At 69.2% G+C, this 21125-nt stretch carries 10 protein-coding genes; 4 read left to right on the forward strand and 6 right to left on the reverse strand.

Annotated features, from left to right (window positions below):
* Positions 1 to 156 precede the first annotated feature (156 nt).
* The gene (locus ABZ370_RS22810) at positions 157 to 5106 is read left to right on the forward strand and encodes a DUF3320 domain-containing protein (RefSeq protein WP_358623843.1); all 4950 of its coding nucleotides are present in this window, start codon (positions 157 to 159) and stop codon (positions 5104 to 5106) included.
* Between the two features lie 48 nt (positions 5107 to 5154).
* On the opposite strand, the gene ABZ370_RS22815 is transcribed toward ABZ370_RS22810, so the two are convergent.
* Positions 5155 to 7044, reverse strand: coding sequence for a DNA/RNA helicase domain-containing protein (locus ABZ370_RS22815; protein WP_358623846.1), 1890 nt, complete (start codon positions 7042 to 7044; stop codon positions 5155 to 5157).
* A gap of 115 nt (positions 7045 to 7159) precedes the next feature.
* Positions 7160 to 9061: a DNA/RNA helicase domain-containing protein gene (locus ABZ370_RS22820; RefSeq protein ID WP_358623849.1), complete on the reverse strand. Its 1902-nt coding sequence runs from the start codon at positions 9059 to 9061 to the stop codon at positions 7160 to 7162.
* A gap of 59 nt (positions 9062 to 9120) precedes the next feature.
* Here ABZ370_RS22820 and ABZ370_RS22825 point away from each other — a divergent pair, with 59 nt between their 5' ends.
* The gene (locus ABZ370_RS22825) at positions 9121 to 10293 is read left to right on the forward strand and encodes a beta family protein (RefSeq protein ID WP_358623852.1); all 1173 of its coding nucleotides are present in this window, start codon (positions 9121 to 9123) and stop codon (positions 10291 to 10293) included.
* Here the strand turns inward: ABZ370_RS22825 and ABZ370_RS22830 are convergent.
* The 3 genes from ABZ370_RS22830 to brxD form a co-directional block, all read right to left on the reverse strand.
* Positions 10286 to 11617 carry a hypothetical protein gene (locus ABZ370_RS22830; RefSeq protein WP_358623854.1) on the reverse strand — a complete coding sequence of 444 codons (1332 nt, stop codon included), beginning with the start codon at positions 11615 to 11617 and terminating at the stop codon, positions 10286 to 10288. The genes ABZ370_RS22825 and ABZ370_RS22830 overlap by 8 nt on opposite strands.
* 110 nt (positions 11618 to 11727) lie before the next feature.
* Complete coding sequence (locus ABZ370_RS22835) at positions 11728 to 13860, reverse strand: DEAD/DEAH box helicase (protein ID WP_358624116.1); 2133 nt, start codon at positions 13858 to 13860, stop codon at positions 11728 to 11730.
* A 5-nt stretch (positions 13861 to 13865) separates the two neighbouring features.
* Positions 13866 to 15203: a BREX system ATP-binding protein BrxD gene (gene brxD / locus ABZ370_RS22840; protein WP_358623856.1), complete on the reverse strand. Its 1338-nt coding sequence runs from the start codon at positions 15201 to 15203 to the stop codon at positions 13866 to 13868.
* A gap of 51 nt (positions 15204 to 15254) precedes the next feature.
* Between brxD and ABZ370_RS22845 the strand changes: the two genes are divergently transcribed.
* Together ABZ370_RS22845 and ABZ370_RS22850 are read left to right on the forward strand one after the other, a co-directional pair.
* Positions 15255 to 17135 carry a DUF262 domain-containing protein gene (locus tag ABZ370_RS22845; protein ID WP_358623858.1) on the forward strand — a complete coding sequence of 627 codons (1881 nt, stop codon included), beginning with the start codon at positions 15255 to 15257 and terminating at the stop codon, positions 17133 to 17135.
* An 8-nt stretch (positions 17136 to 17143) separates the two neighbouring features.
* Positions 17144 to 18181, forward strand: a complete 1038-nt coding sequence (locus ABZ370_RS22850) for a CBS domain-containing protein (protein ID WP_358623861.1) — start codon at positions 17144 to 17146, stop codon at positions 18179 to 18181.
* A gap of 27 nt (positions 18182 to 18208) precedes the next feature.
* Here ABZ370_RS22850 and pglZ read toward each other — a convergent pair whose 3' ends face one another.
* Complete coding sequence (gene pglZ, locus ABZ370_RS22855) at positions 18209 to 21109, reverse strand: BREX-2 system phosphatase PglZ (protein ID WP_358623863.1); 2901 nt, start codon at positions 21107 to 21109, stop codon at positions 18209 to 18211.
* Positions 21110 to 21125: the final 16 nt, after the last annotated feature.

Consider the following 21125-nt stretch of genomic DNA (forward strand, 5'->3'; position numbering starts at 1 on the left):
CGAGGCCGCCGAATAGCGAAAGCGTCCGATTGGCATCGGACTCGTCGATTCGGCGGTGTTGTGTGTACTGGGCTGGTAGATACGGTGTTTGGGGGGCTTCTTGGTAGCGGATCGTCCCCATGTGTGCGTTCCCGCTTCTCCGGAGGTACCGCCCGTATGACTCACCGGCACGTGACCGGCGCCGCACATCCCGGCATCAGCGACCCCGGTCTGGCCCGGTTGAAGGTCGTGCTGAGCGGCTGGCGCGGTTCGCTGCTCGACATGGGTGGGCGCAACAGGCTCCTGAACTTCCGCCACACGAGAACCGCCACCCTGGAACTCACCTCACCTGACGCCGCTGCCGTGCTGACCGGCCTCGCACGGGGCTGGAACTTCGCCCCCATCGCGGAGACTGATGAGGCCGCGGAAGCCACCGATGAAGTCGAGTCGGTACCGGAGGGCCCGTTTCCACCGGGCGAGCGCAAGCCGATAGCCGGTGGCGGGCTCGTCACCCACAAGACCCGGCAGACGGCCCTGGACGCCGCCCTCCGCCGCCTGCGCAGCACGTCCGCCCAGATGTACAACGACTACGGCCTGTGGGTGCTGTGGCTCGGCGTGGGCATGCTCGACTGGAGGGAAGCGGGCGCTCAGGAGACCAGCTCGGCCCCGCTGTTGCTCGTCCCGGTCGAGCTGCGCCGCGATGGCCGGACCAGCCGTGCCCGGTTGTACCGGGCCGAGGGCCAGGAGCCCGTCCACAATCCGGCTCTGGAGGTGAAGCTCGACCGGCTGGGCGTCGACTGGTCGCCGGTGACGAGCACCGACGTGGCCGACCTCGGCGCGGTACTCGCCGCCGCGCGGCACATCGCCGCCGGACAGGACGGCTGGTCGGTCGACGAGCGCGTGGTCCTCGGCCTCTTCTCCTCGTACAAGGAGGCCATGTACCAGGACCTGTCGCAGAACGAGGACCGCATCCTGGGCCATCCTCTGGTACGCGCGGTAGCGCTGGGCCCTGATTCCGAATTGCCCGCCGACGCCCTCTCCTTCGACCCTCCCGAGCTCGACCGTATCGACGAGATCCAGCTGCCCGAGCAGACCCCGCTCGTCCTCGACGCCGACGCGTCCCAGCGGCAGTGCATCGCGGCCGCACTCGAAGGGCGTTCGTTCGTCATGAACGGTCCGCCCGGTACGGGCAAGAGCCAGACCATCACCAACATGATCGCCGCCCTGATGCACTCGGGCCGCAGCGTGCTCTTCGTCAGCGAGAAGGCGGCGGCCCTCGACGTCGTACGCAACCGGCTGCGCGAAGTCGGTCTCGGGGACTTCGTCCTGGCCCTGCACAGCGGCGACACCACCAAGAAGGCGGTGGCGACGGAACTCGCCCGCGTGCTCACCACCGAGGCACGGGTCACCGGAGCGGCCGCCCACGAACTGGAGCGGGCACGCCGACTGCGCGAGGAACTCTCCCGCTACGCGGCGGCGATGAACCACGTGCGCGAGCCGCTGGAGCGCAGCCTGCACGACGTCCTGGGCCGCCTGGTCCTCCTGGAACAGGCCGGCACTCCCCAGCTCACCCTGCGGGCGGAGCACTGCAGGGCCGTCGGCGAACTCGGCCCGGGGGCGTTGGGGAACCTCACCGCCGCGGCCGGAGCCATCGGCCGCGCCTGGCGCCCGGCCACCGAGGGGGAGTCGTTCGCGTGGCGCGGACTGGTGGGTTCCGGGGCGCTGACAGCGGTGTCGGAGGCCGCCGAGGCGCTGGGCGCGCTGCGCACGGCCGGTGAGCGCAGGCCGTTCGCGGCCGCGATCGCCGAGCCTCGTACGGCGCACGACCTCCAGCAGACCGTACGGACGCTCCGCGCCGGACTGCCGGACCGGAGCCCGGCGCCGGGTGCCGTCCTCCCCGAGGACATCTCGGACACCCTCGCCCAGCTCGCCGACAACCTCGGCGCCCGTAAGCCGGACACCGCCGAGGCCGCGTTCGCGCTGTTCGCGCTGACCGATCTGGCATCCGCCGCCCACCGGCCGCCGAGCGGATGGTTCGACCCGGACACGCTGCGCGGGGCCCACGAGGCGGCACAGGAGTCGCACCGGGCGTTCGACACCCTCGCCGAGGCACGCGGCGCGGCCGACGACGTGTTCGGCGAGCAGATCCTCACAGCCCCGGAACTGCCCGCGCTGCTGGGGCGATTCGCCGACCAGCACCGGGGCCTCCTGGGCCGCTTCTCCGCCCAGTGCAAGGCCGACCGCGCGGCCGTCGCGGAGCTGACCCGGGACGGCGTCTGGCACAAGAAGCTGATCGGCCGGTTCGACCGGGCCCTCGCGTGGCAGCGGGCCGATGCCGAGGTCACACGCCTCGCCGACCGGCACAGCGCACTGCTGGGCCGGTACACGCCCCGTACCGGGGCAGACCTCGCGGCCCTCGACCATGCGCTGGCCACCGCTGATCGCATCGCCGAGCTGTCCGGAGGCGTCGAGCGCCCGGATGTGCTCGCCGCGTACCTCGCCGACGGCGAATCCACCCCCGACCCGTTGCCCGGACTGCTGACGCGAAGCGCACGCGACGCCCTGGGCGAGTGGTGCGACGCCGCGGCGCGACGCGCCGAACGCTGGTCCGACGCGGCGACGGCGCTCCTCGATCTCTTCGACGACGCGAGGCGGGCCCAGCTGTACCCGGCGCTGCTGGGCACCCTCGACCAGGCCCAGCAGGTCGTGGACGTCCTCTTGGCGGACCCGCAGGGGCCGCAGGAGTGGCAGGCGTACCGCGACGGGCTGGCCGGGCTGGCCCGCCACCGGGTGGACGAGCTCGTGCCCCGCGCGGTGGAGCGCGGCATCCCCGCGGAGCAGTTGCCCGACGTGGTGGAGTACGCGGTGCTCAGGTCCTGGGCGGACGGTCACCTCGATACCGACGAGAGGCTCCGTACGACCCGCTCCGCCGATCTGGACGCGCGGGTCGCGGACTTCCAGGAGGCCGACCGCCGTCTGGTCGCGGCGGCGGGCGGCGCCGTGATCGAGGCGTGCAACCAGCGCAGGCCCCGCAGGTTCCACGGGGGCGCCTCCGCCGTCATCACCAACCAGGCACAGCGGAAGGCGCGGCTCATGCCGGTGCGCGACCTGCTGGGCCGGACCAGGGACGTCGTACGGACGATCAAGCCGTGCTTCATGATGAGCCCGCTCACGGTCAGCCTCCACCTGCCCGCCGACTACGACTTCGACGTGGTCATCTTCGACGAGGCGTCGCAGGTACGGCCCGCCGACGCGGTCAACTGCGTCTACCGCGGGCGCTCGCTGATCGTCGCGGGCGACGAGAACCAGTTGCCCCCGACATCGTTCTTCGACGCGGCCATGGAGGACGACGGCGACGAATACGACGAGGACCTGCCGGAGTCCTTCGAGTCGCTGCTCAAGGCGTGCCAGGCCGGTGCCATGAACGTCCTCACCCTGGGCTGGCACTACCGCAGCCGCCACGAGAACCTGATCACGTTCAGCAACCGGGAGTTCTACGGCAACTCCATGGTGACCTTTCCCGGCGCCCTCGACCACGGCAACGATGTGGGCGTCGCCTTCCTCACCGCGGACGGCGGTACGTACGACCGGGGCGGCCGCCGCGACAACCGGATCGAGGCGGAGTTCATCGCCCGGCGCGTCATCCACCACTTCGACACCCGGCCCGGCCGCACCCTCGGCGTCGTCGCCCTCTCCCAGGCCCAGGCGTCTGCCATCGACCTCGCGGTCCGGCAGGCCCGTCTGGCACGCCCCGACCTCGACGACTGCTTCACCGAGGGCCGTCTTGACGGCTTCTTCATCAAGAACCTCGAATCGGTACAGGGCGACGAACGCGACGTCATGATCATGTCCATCGGCTACGGCCCCGACGAGCACGGCAAACTCGGCCTGAACTTCGGCCCCATCAACAGGGACGGCGGCTGGCGCCGCCTCAACGTGGCCGTCACCCGCGCCCGCTACCGCATGGAAGTCGTCGCCTCCTTCCACGGCAGCGCCCTCGCCGACAGCCCGAACAGAAGCGTCCAGCACCTCAAGCGCTACCTCCAGTACGCCGAGAACGGCCCCGATGTCCTCGCCCAGGACGTCGTACAGTCAGCCGACGCGGAGCCCGAGAGCCCCTTCGAGGAGTCGGTGCTCCAGGTGCTGCGCGGCTGGGGATACGAGGTCCAGCCACAGGTAGGCGTCGCCGGATTCCGCATCGACATGGGCCTGCGCCACCCGGACGCCCCCGGCACGTACGCCCTGGGCATCGAATGCGACGGCGCGATGTACCACTCGTCCAAGGCGGCCCGCGACCGCGACCGGCTGCGCGAAGAGGTCCTGCGGGGCCTGGGCTGGAAGCTACACCGCATCTGGGGCACGGACTGGTACCGGGGGCGCACCGCCGCCGAGACACGGCTGCGGGAGGCGGTCGAGCGAGCCGTCGCGGTGAACCCGCTCGCGGCGTCGCCCGACGAGCCGCCGCCGCCCGTCGCGGCCGGCCGACCCGGGGTGCCGGAACAGGCGACGGTGAGGCCACCCGCGGGGACCGCGGCCGTGGACCATGAGCGGGTCCCGGTCGACACCGAGCCGGACCGCCCATGGAGCGCCCCGTACGCGCGGTGCGACGTCTACGTGACGCCGACGGCCGAACTCCACACCCCCGAGGCCCGGCCCGCGCTGCGCCAGGTCCTGGCCCGGATCATCGAGGCCGAGGGACCCATCCACGAAGAGCTGCTGATCAAGCGTGCCCGCGAGGCGTGGGGCAAGAGCAAGGCGGGCCCCAGGATTCGCGAGAACATCCGCCAGGTGGTGCGTGCCCTCAGCCGCGCGGGCACGGTCGTCGCATCCAGCGACTTCCTCGACGCGGCGGACCGGCAGACCCTCAAGGCCCGCCACCCGGCCGACGGCTCCCCGCCCCGCCAGGCCGCCCACATCGCCCCGGCCGAACGACGCCTCGCCCTCCAGGAACTCGCCGCCGAATGCCCGGGCATGTCCCGGGAGGAACTGCTCCGCCAGGCATGCGAGTTCTTCGGCTGGAAGCGACTGGGCCCGGACATCCGCACGGCCCTGGAGACGGACGTCGCCGAACTGTACGCACACGGAGTGTTCGTGGGCGCGGAAGGCCGTATCACCGTGACCCGGTGAGCCTGGCCGCACAGCGCGGCGGACCCCGCAAGCCGCATCAGGGTATCGTCAGCCCACCGGCTCCGGGGTCCGGGCCTCGGCCTGGACGAGTTCGCGCAGCTTGGCACGCGTCTCGGCGTCCGTGGAGTAGATCACGGTGCCTTTCATGCCCCGGGTCAGCAGCACCTTGTACGTGTTGCGGATCAGCCGGTCCACATCCTCATTCGGTGTGGACTTCTTGAATACCGGGTCCTTCGAGGCCGAACGGTCGGCCACCCAGTGGTCATCGCGCCACACCAGATCTGGACCCATGATGACGCCACTCCAGTCGTACTCGAAGCCCTGAGCGGTATAGACACAGCCGACCTGGCCGAAGCCGGCCGGGTCGGTTGCCCACAGGGCGGCCGGCGGCGCACCCGCCACCGCCCGGTCACCGTAGACGTTCCACGGCCTGGCCCAGCCGCCGATGATGACGTCCGCCGGGAGCGACTGACCCGGCGCGATCTTGGTGGTCCACTTCCAGCAGTACCCGGCGGACATGCGGGCGCCGTACCCCTGAGCGCGTCGGCTCTCGAGGAACGCCTCCATCTGCTCAGGAGTGTCCGCCACCAAGAGCTCCATTTTGGAGTCGGGCTCCCAGCCGATCGGGCTCTCGTCCTCCAGACGGAGCAGCCGCACCACCCAGTCCAGGTAGGCGTCACTGCCACCGCAACGGAACTGGCCGTCGAGGGGCACCGTAGTGACTGGCAGCCCCTTGGCAGCCGCCGCGTCTTCGATCTCGTGCAGGGAGCCCATCTCTCCGGGGCGTACGACCTGGTGCTCGTCCAGGAGGAAGACCGGCACCCGGGACGCGTCGATGAGTTCCTCCACCTGGCGCTTGCCGGTGCGATCAGCGGCTCGCGTGTAGCGGTTGGCTGAAGTCCGGCGCATCCGGTGCGCCTCGTCGCAGATCAGCACGTCGAGACCGTTGCGCTCGGCGGTCATGAAACTGTTGAAGTACTTGAAGAGATCCTGGACTTCCCGCTTACGGGACCCCGCGACCTTCCGCATGGTCTTGGTGAAGGAAGCCGAACCCGTGGCGTGCAACGCGGACCTCCCCTGGCGGTACAGCTCCCCGAGAAGAGACAGCGCGATCACGCTCTTCCCGCTTCCTGGACCACCGGTGACGACGATGACTTCTTTGTTGTCGGCCTGCCGCGAGTTCCGAACGGCTTTGAGTACGAGTTCGTACGCGATCTGCTGCTCAGCGAGCAAGCGGAACTGTTCCCGGTCGCGGATCTCCTGAGCGGCGACATCGATGAGCTGAGTGGACGGCTTGATCTTTCCTGCTTGGAGGGCATCGGCAGCAAGCGCGCCGGACTCTGGCGCGAGGTGCTCCTGGAGAAACTCGATGAACTTGCCCCGCTTGTCCCCGGTGAAGAAGCGACCGCGCGGACTCTGCCCGGCGACATCCAGCGCTCCGGCTCCGAACTCAGTGGCGTTGTGGAGGTAGGCCGCACCGACGACCTGGTGTTCCCGCCCGTCCAGCGCCCCGTTGAACCGGGCCAGGTAGTCGCAGTACCCCCGGACCTGCTCGATGGGATTGAGCATCGGGCGGGAGCGCATTCCGTCGACGTGGCAGAGTCGCGGGGCTTCCTCGTCCGGATAAGCCTCGGTCCACTGCTTCAGTTCCACGACCACGTAGGAGGGTTCACGGGTCTTCGGGTGTACGCCGGCGAGTATGGCATCGGCACGCTTGCTGGTGAGCGGCAGCGCGTACTCCAGCATCACCTCGACCTCGCCGAGACCGGCCTCCATCACCGAGTTCACCAGCGCGGGCAGAGAATGCTCCCACGATCGGCGCTCACCGTAGGAGGGTTGATGCCCGTGCGCGTGAACGAATCGGTCCGCCAGATGGAAGTACAGCGCTCCCGACTGGATCTCGGCTGCGGCCGACGCAACGGATTCACGGATCAACAAGAAAGGCCCCCAGACAGCACACGATCGCTGGAGCGGGTGGGGGCGTGTCCTTCACATCCTGTACGGGGCAAGCCCGTCAGAAGCGGAAGCCCGGCGGGCCGCAGGAAAATCGGTATCAACTGTAGTTGCCTTCGACGTCGCTGTGGTCTGGGAGCACGGTTCGGAGGAACTTCTGGGTGTCGGGGTCGGTGGAGTACAGGCGCGTACCGCGCGTGCCTCGGGTGGCGAGGACCCGGTAGGTGTTCAGCGCGTACCGCAGGTACTGCTGAGGGGTGAGGTGTTTCAGGGCCAGGTCTTCGCTCTCGTCGGGCTGGGCCCGCCACCCCTGGGCCGTCCAGACGAGGTCCTTTCCCAGAATGACCGCCCCATAGTCGTACTCCATGCCTTGCGCGGTGTAGACGCACCCGACCTGGTGCTGTCCGCCCTCGTCCGTGGACCAGAAGGCGCGTCCCGGGACCCCGTCCCCGGCGGCGATCATGTCGGCCCGCGAGTTCCAGGGCCGCTCCCACAGGTGCTCCCCGGAAGCGTCCTTCCAGGGAATGGAGACGTCCGGCAACAGCGGTGGGACGTCGGGGGAATTCCAGCGCCAGCAGTAGCCGGCGGTGATGCGCGCGCTCAGGCCGTCGCGGATGCGACCGGTGATCCACCCCTCGAGCTGTGCGGGATTCTCCGCGAGGGCCAGGTCGTAATCGTCGCCACTCCAGCGCGGCGGGCGTGCTTCCGGAGACAGCAGGGCGTCCACCCAGTCCAGATAGGGGCGAGAGCCGCTGCATCGGAACTGGGCGGGTAGATCGACATGGGCAAAGCTGCAGCTCTCCTGCTCGGCCATGCGCCGCAGCTCATCCACGGTGGTGCCTTCGCCTGGGCGGACGATCTGGCCTTCGTCGAGGAAGAGGACAAGGACGGCACACTCAGCTATCAGGTCGGTCAGCAGCTTGGGGAATTCTTTGGTGCGCAAGCCTTGGCCCGTGCGGGCACGGTGGGCCTCATCCAGCAGCACAACGCTCGTATCTTTGTTGAGCTCGCGGGGCAGGCGGGTGGTGAATGTGGCGATGAGCCCCCGCGCCGATTCTCCGACGGCGCGACCGAGCTGCTGAGACAGGGTCCCCGTCGGGGAGAGAAGACGCGGGTTGGCGCCGGGTTCCCGACAGAGGTCACCAAAAATCCGGGTCGCAATGGCGGTTTTCCCGGTCCCAGGTCCTCCGGTGACGACGACGACGTGCCCACGGTGTCCCTGCCGTGCGGCTTTGATGGCGCTGTCGATGCGCTGACGCGCCTCGTCCTGCTCTCCGATGAGGCGAAACGTTTCGTGGCCGCTGATGACGCCGGCGACCTTGGCCAGCAGTTTCGGAGACGGGCGGTGTCGCGTCTCCAGGAATTCGGTGACACGTTCCGGGGCCGCTGGCTGCAGGCCCGGGCAGTGGAGGCGTTCGGCCAGCAGATGCGGCGGAGTGTCAGCGGTCACGTCGTCGGGGCCGAGTATGGAGTACGCGGCGCTGGGGCCCGACTCCTGAAGCCCCCGCAAGCCATCGATCAGGTCCGGACGTGCCTCATGGAGATAAGCGAGGCCTTCGACGTCAAGGTGCAGCTCGGGAGGAACCCACTCGTTGAGGTAGTTGACGTAGCCACCGACCTGACGTGCCGGGTGGAGCACTTCCCTCTTTCCGACGTGGAGCATCCCCGACCCCGCGGCGTGGGGCGCGGCATCTCTCCACTGCTTGAGTTCGACGGCCACAGCGACCAGGGACTCTGCCCCGGGACGGTGGCCAAGAAGGAGCGCGTCGATGCGCTGGCTGGTGCCCGGCAGCTCGTACTCCAGCAAGAGGTGCAGCTCGCTCAGCTTCGCTGCGAGCAGGACCTCCAGTAAGGGCGGCCAGCTGTTCACCCAACTCTCTACTTCTTCTTCGCCGGGGGAGCGTCCGTGGATGGTGCGGTAGCGATGGGTGCACTCTCTGATGAACTCGGGATCGGTGACCTTCACCGCAGCCTCAGCTACCGTTCCTCCGAAAATATGCATGGCCACGATCTAATCAGTGGTGTCCGCAGGCAGCCGCGCCGCCCCTTGGGCACGGGGCGGTGGCTGATTTCGCCCTCTACCTGTCCACACTCGGCCACGTCACGCTGGTCAGATGCGGCGGGATTGTCGACTGGCTTGATGTGCTGGTGGCGCCTGGGGGGTGGCCGGTGGCCTACGTACCGATCCTCAAGGGTAAAGCGGGGGAATTCATGGCCCTTGAGCACGCGACGCCTGAGGTCCGAGCTTGCATCCGCCCAGTGATGGAGGTTGTCCCCGACCCGGACCTCAGGGACATCTTGGAGACCTTCTGCGACCACGCCATGGACGCTGTGCCGAATGGCACGGTGCTCACCGTCGACTGTGGCGCCCTACCAGAGGTCCGGGTTCTCCAAGGTGACGTCGGCGGTCCGATGGCCCGAGTGAGCGAGTCGCTTGGCCTCAGGGGCGTGACCATGTGCCCGGTCGTCCGGTGCACCGACACCGACGGTGTGATGGCCGAGGCGGCGATCGCCGTGGCCGGGCACCAGAGCGGGGCGTGCCTTCGCGTCGCGGTGGCCGCGGACTCAGGCGAACCCTTCCCGGACAAAGAGCGAATTCGCGGGCTGCTCCGCGACCTCAAAGTCGAGCCCGAGGAGACCGACCTTCTGGTAGATGCCGGCCCTGTACGGTCCATCGCTGGTCGGGACGGCGCCGTGGAGCGCGTTCTGGAAGCGTTGAGGTTGCTTTCCCCGTGGCGATGGCGAGAGAGGTGTGTCGCTGCGGGCGCGTTCCCTGCCAATCTCACCGGCTTCCCCCGCGGCCAGGCGACACCTGTGCCACGGCTGGACGCGCAGCTGTGGCAGCAGGTGATCAATCGGTGGGATGGCGAGCCGCCGGATTTTGGGGACTTCGGGGTCACGCACCCGCACATGCCGAAGAGATCCAAGGGAACGCCAGACCCCAACATGCGCTACACGACGAGAGGCGACTGGCAGGTCTTCGTCTACCCGAGGATCCGCTCCGGCAATGATGACTTCTTCACTCTGAGCCAAGACCTCGTCGCTTCCCCTTACTGGCCGTCCACTGGTGCACAGACCTCGTGGGGGGACGCCCGGATCCTCGACTGCGCTCATCGACGACGGCCGAAAGCCGGAGGTGGTGCAGAGTGGCGAGCATGGGCGACCTCACACCACCTTGCGGTGGTTTCAGCCAACTTGGAGGCCATGGGCGCCCATGACCGCTCCGCTATGTGAGGATGTCGGCCTCTCGGCCCGGCCAAGCGAGTTCGATCCCCACTCGGTGACATATCCCGAGCCAACGGGCGTCAGTGGGTTCGTGCTCCACCCAGAGGACCGCCCGCACATTCGCGGCTCGAGCTCGGAGCAGATCGTGGTAATCGAGAAGCTGACCCACGCCGAGACGCATCTGTCGCGCCTCATTGGTTCTGGTCAGAGACTTGACCTCGCATACGGCGAGGTCATCGTCACCCTTGCGCCAGGCGAGGTCGAAGTCCGGATCAGCCGCGCCGGGCGAGAGAACCGTCATACCCCGCTCCCTGGCAGCCGCCGCCAGATCGTTCTGCAGTCTCCGATGTGCCTTGAGGTTCCGCGTGGCGAGGTCTGCGTTCACTGGACCGGGGGTGGCGGCGGCTGGCTCGACAGTATCGTCCGCGACTCGGTACTCACAGCCCACGGGCACGTCAGCCGGCTGCGAAGCAGCGCCCACGGGTACGAGATGGAATTGGGTGACCCGCCGCATCGAGCCCCCGCCGGGCTCCGAGAGGTCTGTGTAGTGGTATGGAGCCGCGGGATCCACAGCGAACTCTCCGACGTAGCGGATATCATCGCCGTCTCGGTCGAAGAGACGCAGCGCCAGGCCCTCGCGCGCATGGTCACGGATCGCCGCGTCGTTCGTGCTTGAGGAGTCTTGGTCACCGATCCAGTCTTCACCGATGTAACGGAGGGTCCCATCCTCCGCCCATCCGTTACGACAACCTTGTCCGTGATCGGTGTGTGGGCTGGCGAAGAGCAGAACGTTCCCGGACTCCGGGCATGTGCTGATATCTCCGGCCCGGCTGCCTCCGTAGAGGTCGTGGAGGTCCTCGCGCCGGATCGTGTCACCGGGCCGCAGCCCCCACTCGCGCGACCCAGCGGTACGGCGCTGGTCGAACGCTTCGCTGAAGGCTTCCCACTGGTCATCGCTCAGACGGTGGGGATTTCCGGCGAAGAGCGTCCGAAATGGCGAGGCACCCACGAACCGTGGGTCCTCGGTGAACTCATTCCGAGGGACCGGCTCGTCGAGCCATTCATCCATGATGAGTGGGGCGTACCAGCGTCGCCCTGGGTCTTCTTGCCAGTACTCGTCCGGATGGGATGCCTGCTGTGTCGGGGGCCCGGTGAATCGACCGCGGCCGATGAGACCTCCCTTGGGCCCCGTAATCCACATGACGAACCGGTCGCCATCTGCTAACTCCCCTCTGTAACGCGCCACGCTCCAGGCCTGGAGCTCATGGCCGTCCCGGCGGAATGAGTCCAGATCGAACACGTCTCGGTTGCAGGTGAGGAGCCAAGCGTTCATACGTCACCCTCTGAGTCGGCCGACCTGTTGAGCAGGACTTGGAGGCTACGGCACGCCTCTGACACACGGTCCCCAGCCATCAGCCGGCTCCACAGCGAATCGGCGTCCCGTCACGCACTCCACGTCGTGAACCTGACCGGTTCGCGGAGCGCCGCGGCCGCTCCATCGAGATCGGCCAGGCGGGCGGCCAGCGTCGCCTCGGCGAGGCGCGGTGGAAGGGCGACGCTGAACTTCAAGCCGGTCAGGGCGCGTGGGTCCACCGCGGGCAGGCACAAGTGCTCGGCGCCCTCCGCGGCGGCCTTCTTCCATTCGAGTGGGGTGATGTCCTCGCGCAGCCGGACGTACGCGTCCGTGGGGCGTTGGAAGGGGTCGGCCACGGAGGTGAGCGTGGCGGCGAGGGTGGCATTGGCGCGGTATCCCGCCCACGTCCACCAGCGGACGTTCGTGTCCCGCCCGCCCCGCATGATCACGGTGCCGCCGGGGTGCACCAGGTTGGTGCTCGCCTCGCGGGCCTGGGCGAGCGCGCCCTCGGCGCGCCGGGTGAGGGTGACCGGTGGTGTCGCGCCGAGTAGCACGTCCCGCGCCGCCCGCATCAGCTCGTACGAGGCGGCGCGGGCGAAGCCGACGCTGCCCCAGCGGGCCCTTCCGCCCCCGTCCACCGGCTCGACGAAACAGCGGCGCCGCGACCAGTCGATGTAGGTCACCTGCCAACTGCGCCCGGCGAGCAGCAGCCGGCGCGGCCCCACGACCTCGTCGGTGAGCAGCGCGGGGTCCGTCGTACCGATTACCGTACGGCCGGACAGCACGGTGAACTCCGGCGCGGCGGTGAACACCGCCGTGAGGTCCATGAAGTGCCGGAAGCCGAAGCGCTGTTCGGCCTCGGGGCCGATGAACATCAGCCCGCCGTCCAGATTCAGATACCCCTCGTCGATCAGGTGGCGCACGATGGGCTCCGCCGAGGCACCGAACGGGCCGAGCCCGCCCCACCATTCCCGCCACAACCGGTCGCCGACCCGGTGTTCCTGAAGACACAGGGCGAGGAGCTGCTGGGCGGTGATGTGCCGGGGTTCCGGCGGAGCGACGACCGGTTCCACCCAGCCGCGGGACCAGAGCAGGAGGAGAGCGGCAGCCGACAGCAGCCCGGATTCGTCCACCGCCAGGAAGAGACAGTTGCGCTTCGACCCGGGCCGCCGTCCGGTGCGCCCCAGACGCTGGAGGAACGAGGCGACCGTGCCGGGCGCGTCGATCTGGATGACCCGGTCCAGGTCACCGACGTCGATGCCGAGCTCCAGCGTGCTGGTGGAGACGATCACACAGTCACGGGCTTCCGCGAAGGCTTCCTCCGCCCGGCGTCGCTCGTCAGCGGACAGCGAGGCGTGAGACAGGAAGGTGGTCACGCCTTTCGCCCGCAGCGCTTCGCCGAGCTTCTCCACGTCCCGGCGTGCCTCGCAGAACACCAGACGCTTCTCGCCCCGGTGCAGCGCCGCGATCACCGTTGCGGCGTTGGCCAGCGAACCGACGTAGTCGAGTTCGATCTCCCCGGGTGGGGGGAGCGCCGGAGCTTTCTCCCGAAGGTGAGGAGCGACGACCCGCGCCGTACGTTTGCCGGCCCCGGACCCCTGGAGCCAGGTCAGCAGCTCATCGGGGTTTCCCACCGTCGCGGAGAGGCCGACACGCTGAACCGGCCGGTCGGCCACCCGCTCCAGCCGCTCCAGTACGGCCAGCAGGTGCCAGCCGCGGTCGTCCCCCGCGAAGGCGTGCACCTCGTCGACGACGATGGTCCGGAGCCCCGAGAAGAAGGCCCGGTGGTCGACGTTGGCACTGACCAACATCGCTTCCAGTGACTCCGGAGTGGTCAGCAGTACGTCCGGCCGGTCGCACAGGATGCGCTTGCGGCGCGTCTGGGGGACGTCGCCGTGCCAGAGCGCGGCGGTGCGGCCGAGCCAGGAGGCGTACGTCTCCAGGCGGGGCAGCAGATTGTTCAGCAGCGCCTTGAGGGGACAGACGTAAAGCACCGACGTACCGGTCCAGCTTTCCTTCGCCATCCTCGACAGCAGGGGAAAGGCCGCTGCCTCGGTCTTGCCACCGGCGGTGGGGGCCAGCACCACCGCGTCCGACCCGTCCATCAGCGGCGCGATCGCTTCCTCTTGGAGCGGCCGCAGACCAGACCAGCCCAGGGAGTTCACGATGTGGTGGACCAGGCCCCGGTGCAGTCGGTCCAGCGGATCGACGTCCCCCGGCATCTCCGTCACGGCAGGTCCAAGGCGATGTCGTCGGCGCTCGTGGTCGCCGCCGTGTTGCGTTCGACCTCGCTCAGCTCCGCCGTGTTCACCGTGAGCGCGTAATGCTCGCGCGGGTCGAAGTCCTCGAACTGATCGACACGGTCGAGGACATCGCCGACCAATTTCTTCAGGAACAGCCGGGGCGCGACCCCCACCCTGCCGCCCAGCGCCCCACCCACGGCCTTGGCCAGATCGATGATGTACGCGTCGTCCGCGACGGCCTTGACGCGGTCCGGGTTCGAGGAGCCGCTCGCGTACAGGTCACGGATGGTGAGCCCCAGGCCGACGAGCGAGTCGAGGGTGAAGCCGGAGAGCCGCAGCTGCACGGCGCGCGGATTGTCGAAGCGGGGATCGGTCGTGAAGTCGGTGGCCAGGCGCTGGGCCAGGGGGGCCAGACGCTGGACGCCCTGCTGGCCCTCGAAGAACGCGGGAGTTCCCGTGACCATCAAGTAGAGCCCCGGGAAGCGCCCGGAGTGCACCTCGTCGATGAGCTGGCGCAGCGCGTTCAACGCCTTGTCCCGCGCATCGGAGCGCACCCGCTGAAGCGTCTCCACCTCGTCGAGTACGACGAAGAGCCCCGCGTGCCCGGAGTCGCGCAGCACGGTGAGAAGGCCCTGCAGGAAACCGAGCGCGCCGAAGTGGTCCAGATCTCCGCGTACTCCGGCCGCTTTACGGGCCGAGGCGGCGACATGCGGCTGTCCGCCCAGCCAGGCCATCACGGCCGACGCGGTGGCCTCGTCGCCTGCGGCGAGAGCGGCCCGGTACCCGCGCAGGGCGATGGCGAATGACGGAGCGTGCCGGGAGACCTCGACGAGCCGGGCCGTCATCAGCCGTTCGACCTCGTCGGGCAGCTCCTCCTCCGCGGCCCCGGCGGCGAGCGCGTCCTCTTCGAGAGCGTAGGACCACGCGTCCACGACGGGCCGCAGTGCGCTCGGCGGAAAGCCGGGGGTGGTCAGCCGTTCGGTGAGGCGGCGGTAGACGGTCTCCAGCTTGTGCAGCGGCGTCTCGTTCTCGGAGACCTGGATCTCGGCGACGGCGAAGTTGCGGCGCTTGGCGCGTTCGCCGAGCCACCGGGTGAAGAAGGTCTTGCCGGATCCGTATTCGCCCCGGACCGCCTTGAAAACCGAAGATCCCGACGCGACGGCGTCGAGTTCCGAGGCGAGCGCCTGCTCGAAGCGTTCCAGACCTGTCGCGAGGAGATCGAGTCCGCTCTCGGGGACGGCACCACGCCGAAGGGCATCGATCACGTCGCGGCGCCGGGCGGCGCTGACGGGCCCGCCGCGGCCGGGGCTGTCTGTACTCACCCCATCAGTCTCGCACTGCGGCAGGCGCTTCCGGCGTCCCCGTCGTAGCACTTGACGCATGGTTGGTCACTTGATGCAATCGTGTGTTCACACCGTTCAGCTCAATCGGGGGGAAGATCCAGCGTGGCGCTCGACGGCCTGAATCTAGGCGCTGTACTCAAGGACGTCGCATCCGGAGCCCTTCAGCTTCCTGATTTCCAGCGTGATTGGAAATGGGATGACGAACGCATCAGGGCTCTCATCGCGACAGTGACACTCGACTATCCGCTCGGCGTCGTGATGGCGCTGCAGACCGGCGGCGTATCTCAGTTCAAACCCCGCACGCTCAATGGCGCGGAGTCCGCCGAGGGCACGACGCCCGAGTTACTGCTCCTTGACGGGCAGCAGCGCATGACTTCCCTGTATCAGGCCCTTCACCGGGACCGTCCGGTCGAAACGGTCGACACGCGGGGCAAGCCACTGGAGCGCTGGTACTACATCGACATCGCCAAAGCGATCGGGGCACCCGCCGACCGTGATGACGCGGTGTTCTCCGTTCCCGAGGACCGGATCCTCAAAGCCGATTTCGCACGCCGGGTCGTTCTCGACCTGAGCACGGTCGAGCAGGAGTGCGCCGCCGGATTCTTTCCCCTCCACATCGTGTTCGACCCGCATCGGGTGAACCAGTGGCTCCAGGAGTTCGTGAAGGCCGATCCGGCGAACTGGGGTGTCTGGAGCGAGTTTCAGCAGCATGTTCTCAATCATGTGCAGCAGTTCCAGGTTCCGATGATCAAGCTTCCGGCCTCCACCACCATGGACGCCGTGTGCGCTGTGTTCGAGCGGGTGAACACCGGTGGGGTGTCACTCAACGTCTTCGAACTGCTCACCGCCACTTACGCGGGCAACCAGGAGCATGTCGCGGAGCGCGGCGACTACTACCGGCTCCCGGTCGAGTGGGAGCAGATCAAGAAGGACCTGACCTCTTCCTACCCGGTGTTCGGCCGCATGGAGGCCGGTGTCGAGGACGGCCTGAGCAGCAGTGACTTCCTGCAGGCCGTCGCCCTTGTCCGCACCTGGGAGGAGAAGCAGGGCGGCCAGCGCAGCTCGGTGTCCTGCAAGCGCCGCGACCTGCTGCGACTGCCGCTGGGCGACTTCCGGCGGTTGGCGCCGCGGGTCGCGGAGGCGTTCAAGTGGGTGGGGGCGTTCCTGGAGCAGCAGTGCATCGTCCGCACCGGAGACCTCCCCTATCGCACCCAGCTCGTGCCGCTGGCGGCTGTGCGCGCTGTCCTCGGCGACGCGACGGACACTCCCGGGGCGGACGAGCGGATCGCCCAGTGGTACTGGTGCGGTGTGCTCGGCGAGATGTACGGCGGATCGACCGAGAGCCGGTTCACCCGCGATGTGGAGCAGCTCATCGGCTGGATCCGTGGCCAGGACGCGGCCATTCCCGACACGGTCGCCGAAGCCGCCTTCCTGGACGACCGGCTGGACGGCCTGACCACCCGCAACAGCGCCGCCTACAAGGGCATCTACGCGCTGCTGGTCAAGCAGGGCGCGGTGGACTGGTACTTCACCGAGGCCCCGCTCACGGCGGGCCGGCTGATCGAGCACAACGTGGAGGTACGTCAGATCTTCCCCAAGGGGTGGATCGCCAAGAACGCTCCGGGCGAAGCCGCCAAGGCGAACTCGATCGTCAACAAGACGCCGCTGTCCTTCCGGGCCAGCCGGAGCCTCACCGGGTCTCCCGCCGTGTATCTCAAGTCGGTCATGCTGGAATCCGGGATGCGCCCCGAGTGGTTCGATGACGTTCTCGCCACGCATCTCATCGATCCGTTGACCCTGCACGAGGCGGACTTCGCGCGCTTCTACGACAGCCGCGCCCGGCAGCTCCTGGAGCTGGTGAAATCCGCCATGGGCAAGCGCACCGTCTTCCGTGACACGGCGGGCTGGTGAGTCGGGCGATGTCGCAGACGCCGTCCGAGGAGCAGCTTCGTGCGCTCCAGGGCAAGCTGATCCCGGTCGCCGAGCTTCTCGCGCTGTTCGGCACCCGGGTGCGCAACGAACAGGCCGTGCTGTCCATCACGCAGCGGTTGAAGGACGCCGGGCTCTCGACGTTCCCGTACTTCGCCAACTGCAACGGCCGGGCCGACGTGCACATCGTGCCGCTCGAATCCGTGGCCGAGCAGGATGAGGATCCGGATGGTCAGGAGGAGGAGGGAGACGGGGATGGTCTGACGCCCGGAGGACTGCCGCCGCACTCCTTCAGGATCGGGGATCTCCCGGCCGCGCGCAGCGGGGTCGACTGCGTGCCGTCCAACGCGTCGGCGACCCAGGCCACCTATCTCATGCGCACCAAGAACTACTCCCAGGTGCCGGTCATCGACGGCAGGACGACCCTGCACGGCGTGGTCACCTGGAGTTCGGTGGCCAAGATGTACGAGACCAACGCGACGGCCACACTGGCGAACGCCATCGTGGACGACCCGCCGATCGCCGACTCGCGCCAGGACTTCTTCTCCCTGCTGCCGATCATCAGCGAGTACGGCTACGTGCTCGTGAGGGACAACAGCGGACAGTTCACCGGCATCGTCACCGGTGCGGACATCACCGAGCGCTTCGACGCCACGGCATGGCCTTTCTTCGTCGTGGGCGAGATCGAGTTCCGGCTCCGCAAGTGCCTGGGCACGGCTCTCGATCCGGACAACATCCGCGCGGTGCAGCCGAACAACAAGAAGACCGGCCAGATCACCGATCTGATGTTCAACGGCTACGTGAAGCTTCTCGATGGCCAGCAGCAGAACCCGGCGCTCTGCCCCGTCGCCGATCAGAACTGGCGGGCTCTCGCCTGGACGGGAGTGGACCGGGTCCAGTTCGTGCACCAGCTCGACCGGGTACGACAGGTTCGCAACATGATCGCGCACTTCGACCCTGAGCCGCTCTCGAAGCGGCGCAGCGACGAATTGCGCCAGTTCGTCGGGCTGCTGCGACAGCTCACCTGACAGCGGTGTCATTTGCCGCGGGACCCGTTACGTCAGCTCGAACTGGTCCCGCAGCAGCCCCGTGTGCAGGCGCAGCGTCCGGCCGTCCGGCAGGGTCTCCAGCACCTGCACCCCGTCGTGGTTGAGCAACTGCCGCAGTACGGCGGCGAAACCGTCGGCCGCCCTGGACGCGGGCAGGCCGATGCGCTGGGCCAGGGCCGTCACCGGGAGCGTGCCGCCCGCGTCCAGCAGGGCGCGTACGGCCTTTTCCACCCGGGGCAGATCCGGCTTACGGGCGAGCAGCTGCACCTGGGCGGCGAAGACCTCGGACGCCAGCAAGCCGCTGACCAGCGTGTCGTCCGGCGACACCAGCTCGGCGGAGAGCAGGGCGTCCTCGCTCTGCGAGGGAACCACCGCCACCTCGAAGAGCGAGTCGTGGCTCCTGGCCAGCTCGGCGGCCTGCTTCGAAGGCTTCTTCGCGGGGGCGGAAGGGGCGGCGGCCGTGGCAGGCCGTACGGGCGCCCGCTCGGAAGCGTCCGGGGCCAGCGACCACCACGGCGGCTGCTGACTGCCCAGCTCACGCCAGCCGCTGGGCGGTTCCGCGCCGAAGGGGAGGAAGGCCAGCACGGGAATGGCGACCTCGGCCAGGGAGGCGCCGCCGTGGTAGCCGGCCTTCTGGGAGGTGTAGCGGGAGTCGGCGTCCCAGAGCGCGGTGATCTCCCCGTCAGGCTCCGGGGCGACCACGCGCGGCCCCGAGAGCGCGATCTCCGTCTCGGCGAGCGGGCCCCCTCCGGACCGGTGCCGGGCGGATTCCACCCGCTCCGGGTCGGCGTCGATCCGCGCCCCGTGCCGGTCGATGACATGGCCGTGGTCGCTGGTGAGGATGACCGCCCGGCCCTGGGCGGCGGCGAAACGCAGCAGGTCCGGAAGTCGCCCTATTTCCCCGAGCCGCCAGGCCCCGTCGCCGAGCTTCTGCTCCGTGGCGAGCCGGTCGTCGATGGTGTTGAGCACCACGGCGACATGCGTACGGTCACCGACCAGCGCCTCGTGCAGCTCGGGCCCGACGGGAGCGCCGCTGGTCTCGCCGCGCAGGTCGTCCTTGTGGAAGACCGCGGCCTCCTCCTCTCCCCAGAAGCGGTGCTGGGGGAAGAGCCTCCGCTCGTCGGCCTGTGTGCCCCTCATGAGCCGGGCGGCGAACAGCGAGGTACGGGATACGGCCGTGACGGTGGGCAGCGCGGCGGCCATCGCCCGGCGCCGCGGGGTGTCCTTCGCCTTGGGCAGCGGGTCGTACTCCACCCAGTGGTCGCGCAGTTCCTCGGCCAGCTGGGTGGCGATGGCGGCGCTCATTCCGTCGAGGACCAAAAGCAGCACCCGGCGCTTCCCCGCCTTGACGACAGGGGCGACGACGGTGGGCAGGAAGGTCTCCACCGTCAGCATGTTCTCCGAGGGCCTGCCACCCGCCGTCCAGGCGGCGAGAGACCGGGCGAAGTGCCGGTCGATATCCCGGCGGCGGGCACGTACGGAGGTGCACAGGGCGTCGTAGGCGGACTTCAGCGTCGGGTCCGGGTCCCCGCCGGACTCGATGTGCTCCAGCGCGAGGTCCACCCAGCCGGTTTCGGCGACGTGCAGTCCGATACCGGCCCGCACGCTCTCGCTCTCCACCGACGCCGGTTCCGTCGCGAGCCACTGGACGAGCCGCTGCGCCATACGCGTCCGTCCGGCGCGGGGGCGGGCATCGGCCTCGGGCGCGAGCCGGTGGTCGTCGAGCGCCTTCACCGCCTGCGCGATGCGCGCCTGGCCGCCGTCCAGGAGCGCCTCCCCGACGGTGGTGAAACCGGCCTCGAGGCCCGCTGCCAGCAGGGGGCTCGTACGGGTGGCCTGTTCCGCGCCGAACTGCCGTGCCAGGGAGGCCGCACGGTCGAGCGCGGAACCCGACAGCCGGCGCGCGGTCGCCGACGACTCTTCGTGCTCCGACCGTCCGGTCAGCAGCAGCCCGGAGACGAACTCCTCGCAGGACCGGCCGAAGGCCGCCGCGAGCGCGTCCAGGGCCTCCCCATGAGCGGGCGGCTCTTCCCCGAACCACCGCTCGGCCCGCCCCCGGGCCCGGTAGTTCTCCGCGTCCGCCGCCGTGTCGGCATGCCCCCACAGCGCTGCGCAGACGAGGCCGAAGGCGACGGCGTCCGGCCCGTGCTCGGCCTCGACCAGCGCGAGCAGCGCCCGCCCGGCCTGCCCGGCCTGCTCCGATTCGCCGAGGAACTGCCGGATCCCGGCACGCTCGGGCGCGCGCAGTGCCAGAAAGCGGTCCGGGCCGCCGGACGCCAGCGTCCACCTCAGCAGTGTGTTGATGTCGAGTTCGTGGCCGTTCGCCGAAAGCGGGTGCTGGTCACGGTCCGGGTCGTACCGGCCGATGCCGAGCCTGCGGAGCGTGAGTTCGCTGAGCGCCTTGTCCCGGGACAGTACTCCGCCCGGCAGCCGGGGCCAGCCGCCCGGCGGGGTGGCGTCCAGCAGCGCTTCGGCGGCCCAGTTCTCGTGCACGAGGCGGTTGTCGGTGTTGGCGGCGCCGAAGGTTTCCCGGACGACGTCCCACGTGTCCACCGCGTTGACGCGGTGCCGGTGCACCTTGGCCAGCAGGTCGGGGCCGAGCTCGGCCTCCTCCCGGTCGATGAGCACCACGAGCACGTCGGGCCCCGGCGCGGCGGGTGCCTGATGCGCCAGCACCAGCTCGTACGCGGCGAGCGGTGAGGGCGCGGTGGCTACGGCAGTCTGCCGCCGCTCGCCCCACGGCAGTTCGGCCGGGCCGTCCCAGCACGGCGCGGCGCGCAGCAGCACGGCCCGGCGCTTGCCGAGGGGCAGGCCGCGTTGCGACGCCAGGTACTGGGTGATGGTGGCGGAGTTGAGCCGCACCGCACTGGTGGTGGTCTCCGCGCTCGCGCTGGTCGTCGTGGTCACCGCACTCGCCTCATTC

The organism is Streptomyces sp. NPDC005962 (genome assembly GCF_040629205.1).
Taxonomy (GTDB): Bacteria; Actinomycetota; Actinomycetes; order Streptomycetales; family Streptomycetaceae; genus Streptomyces.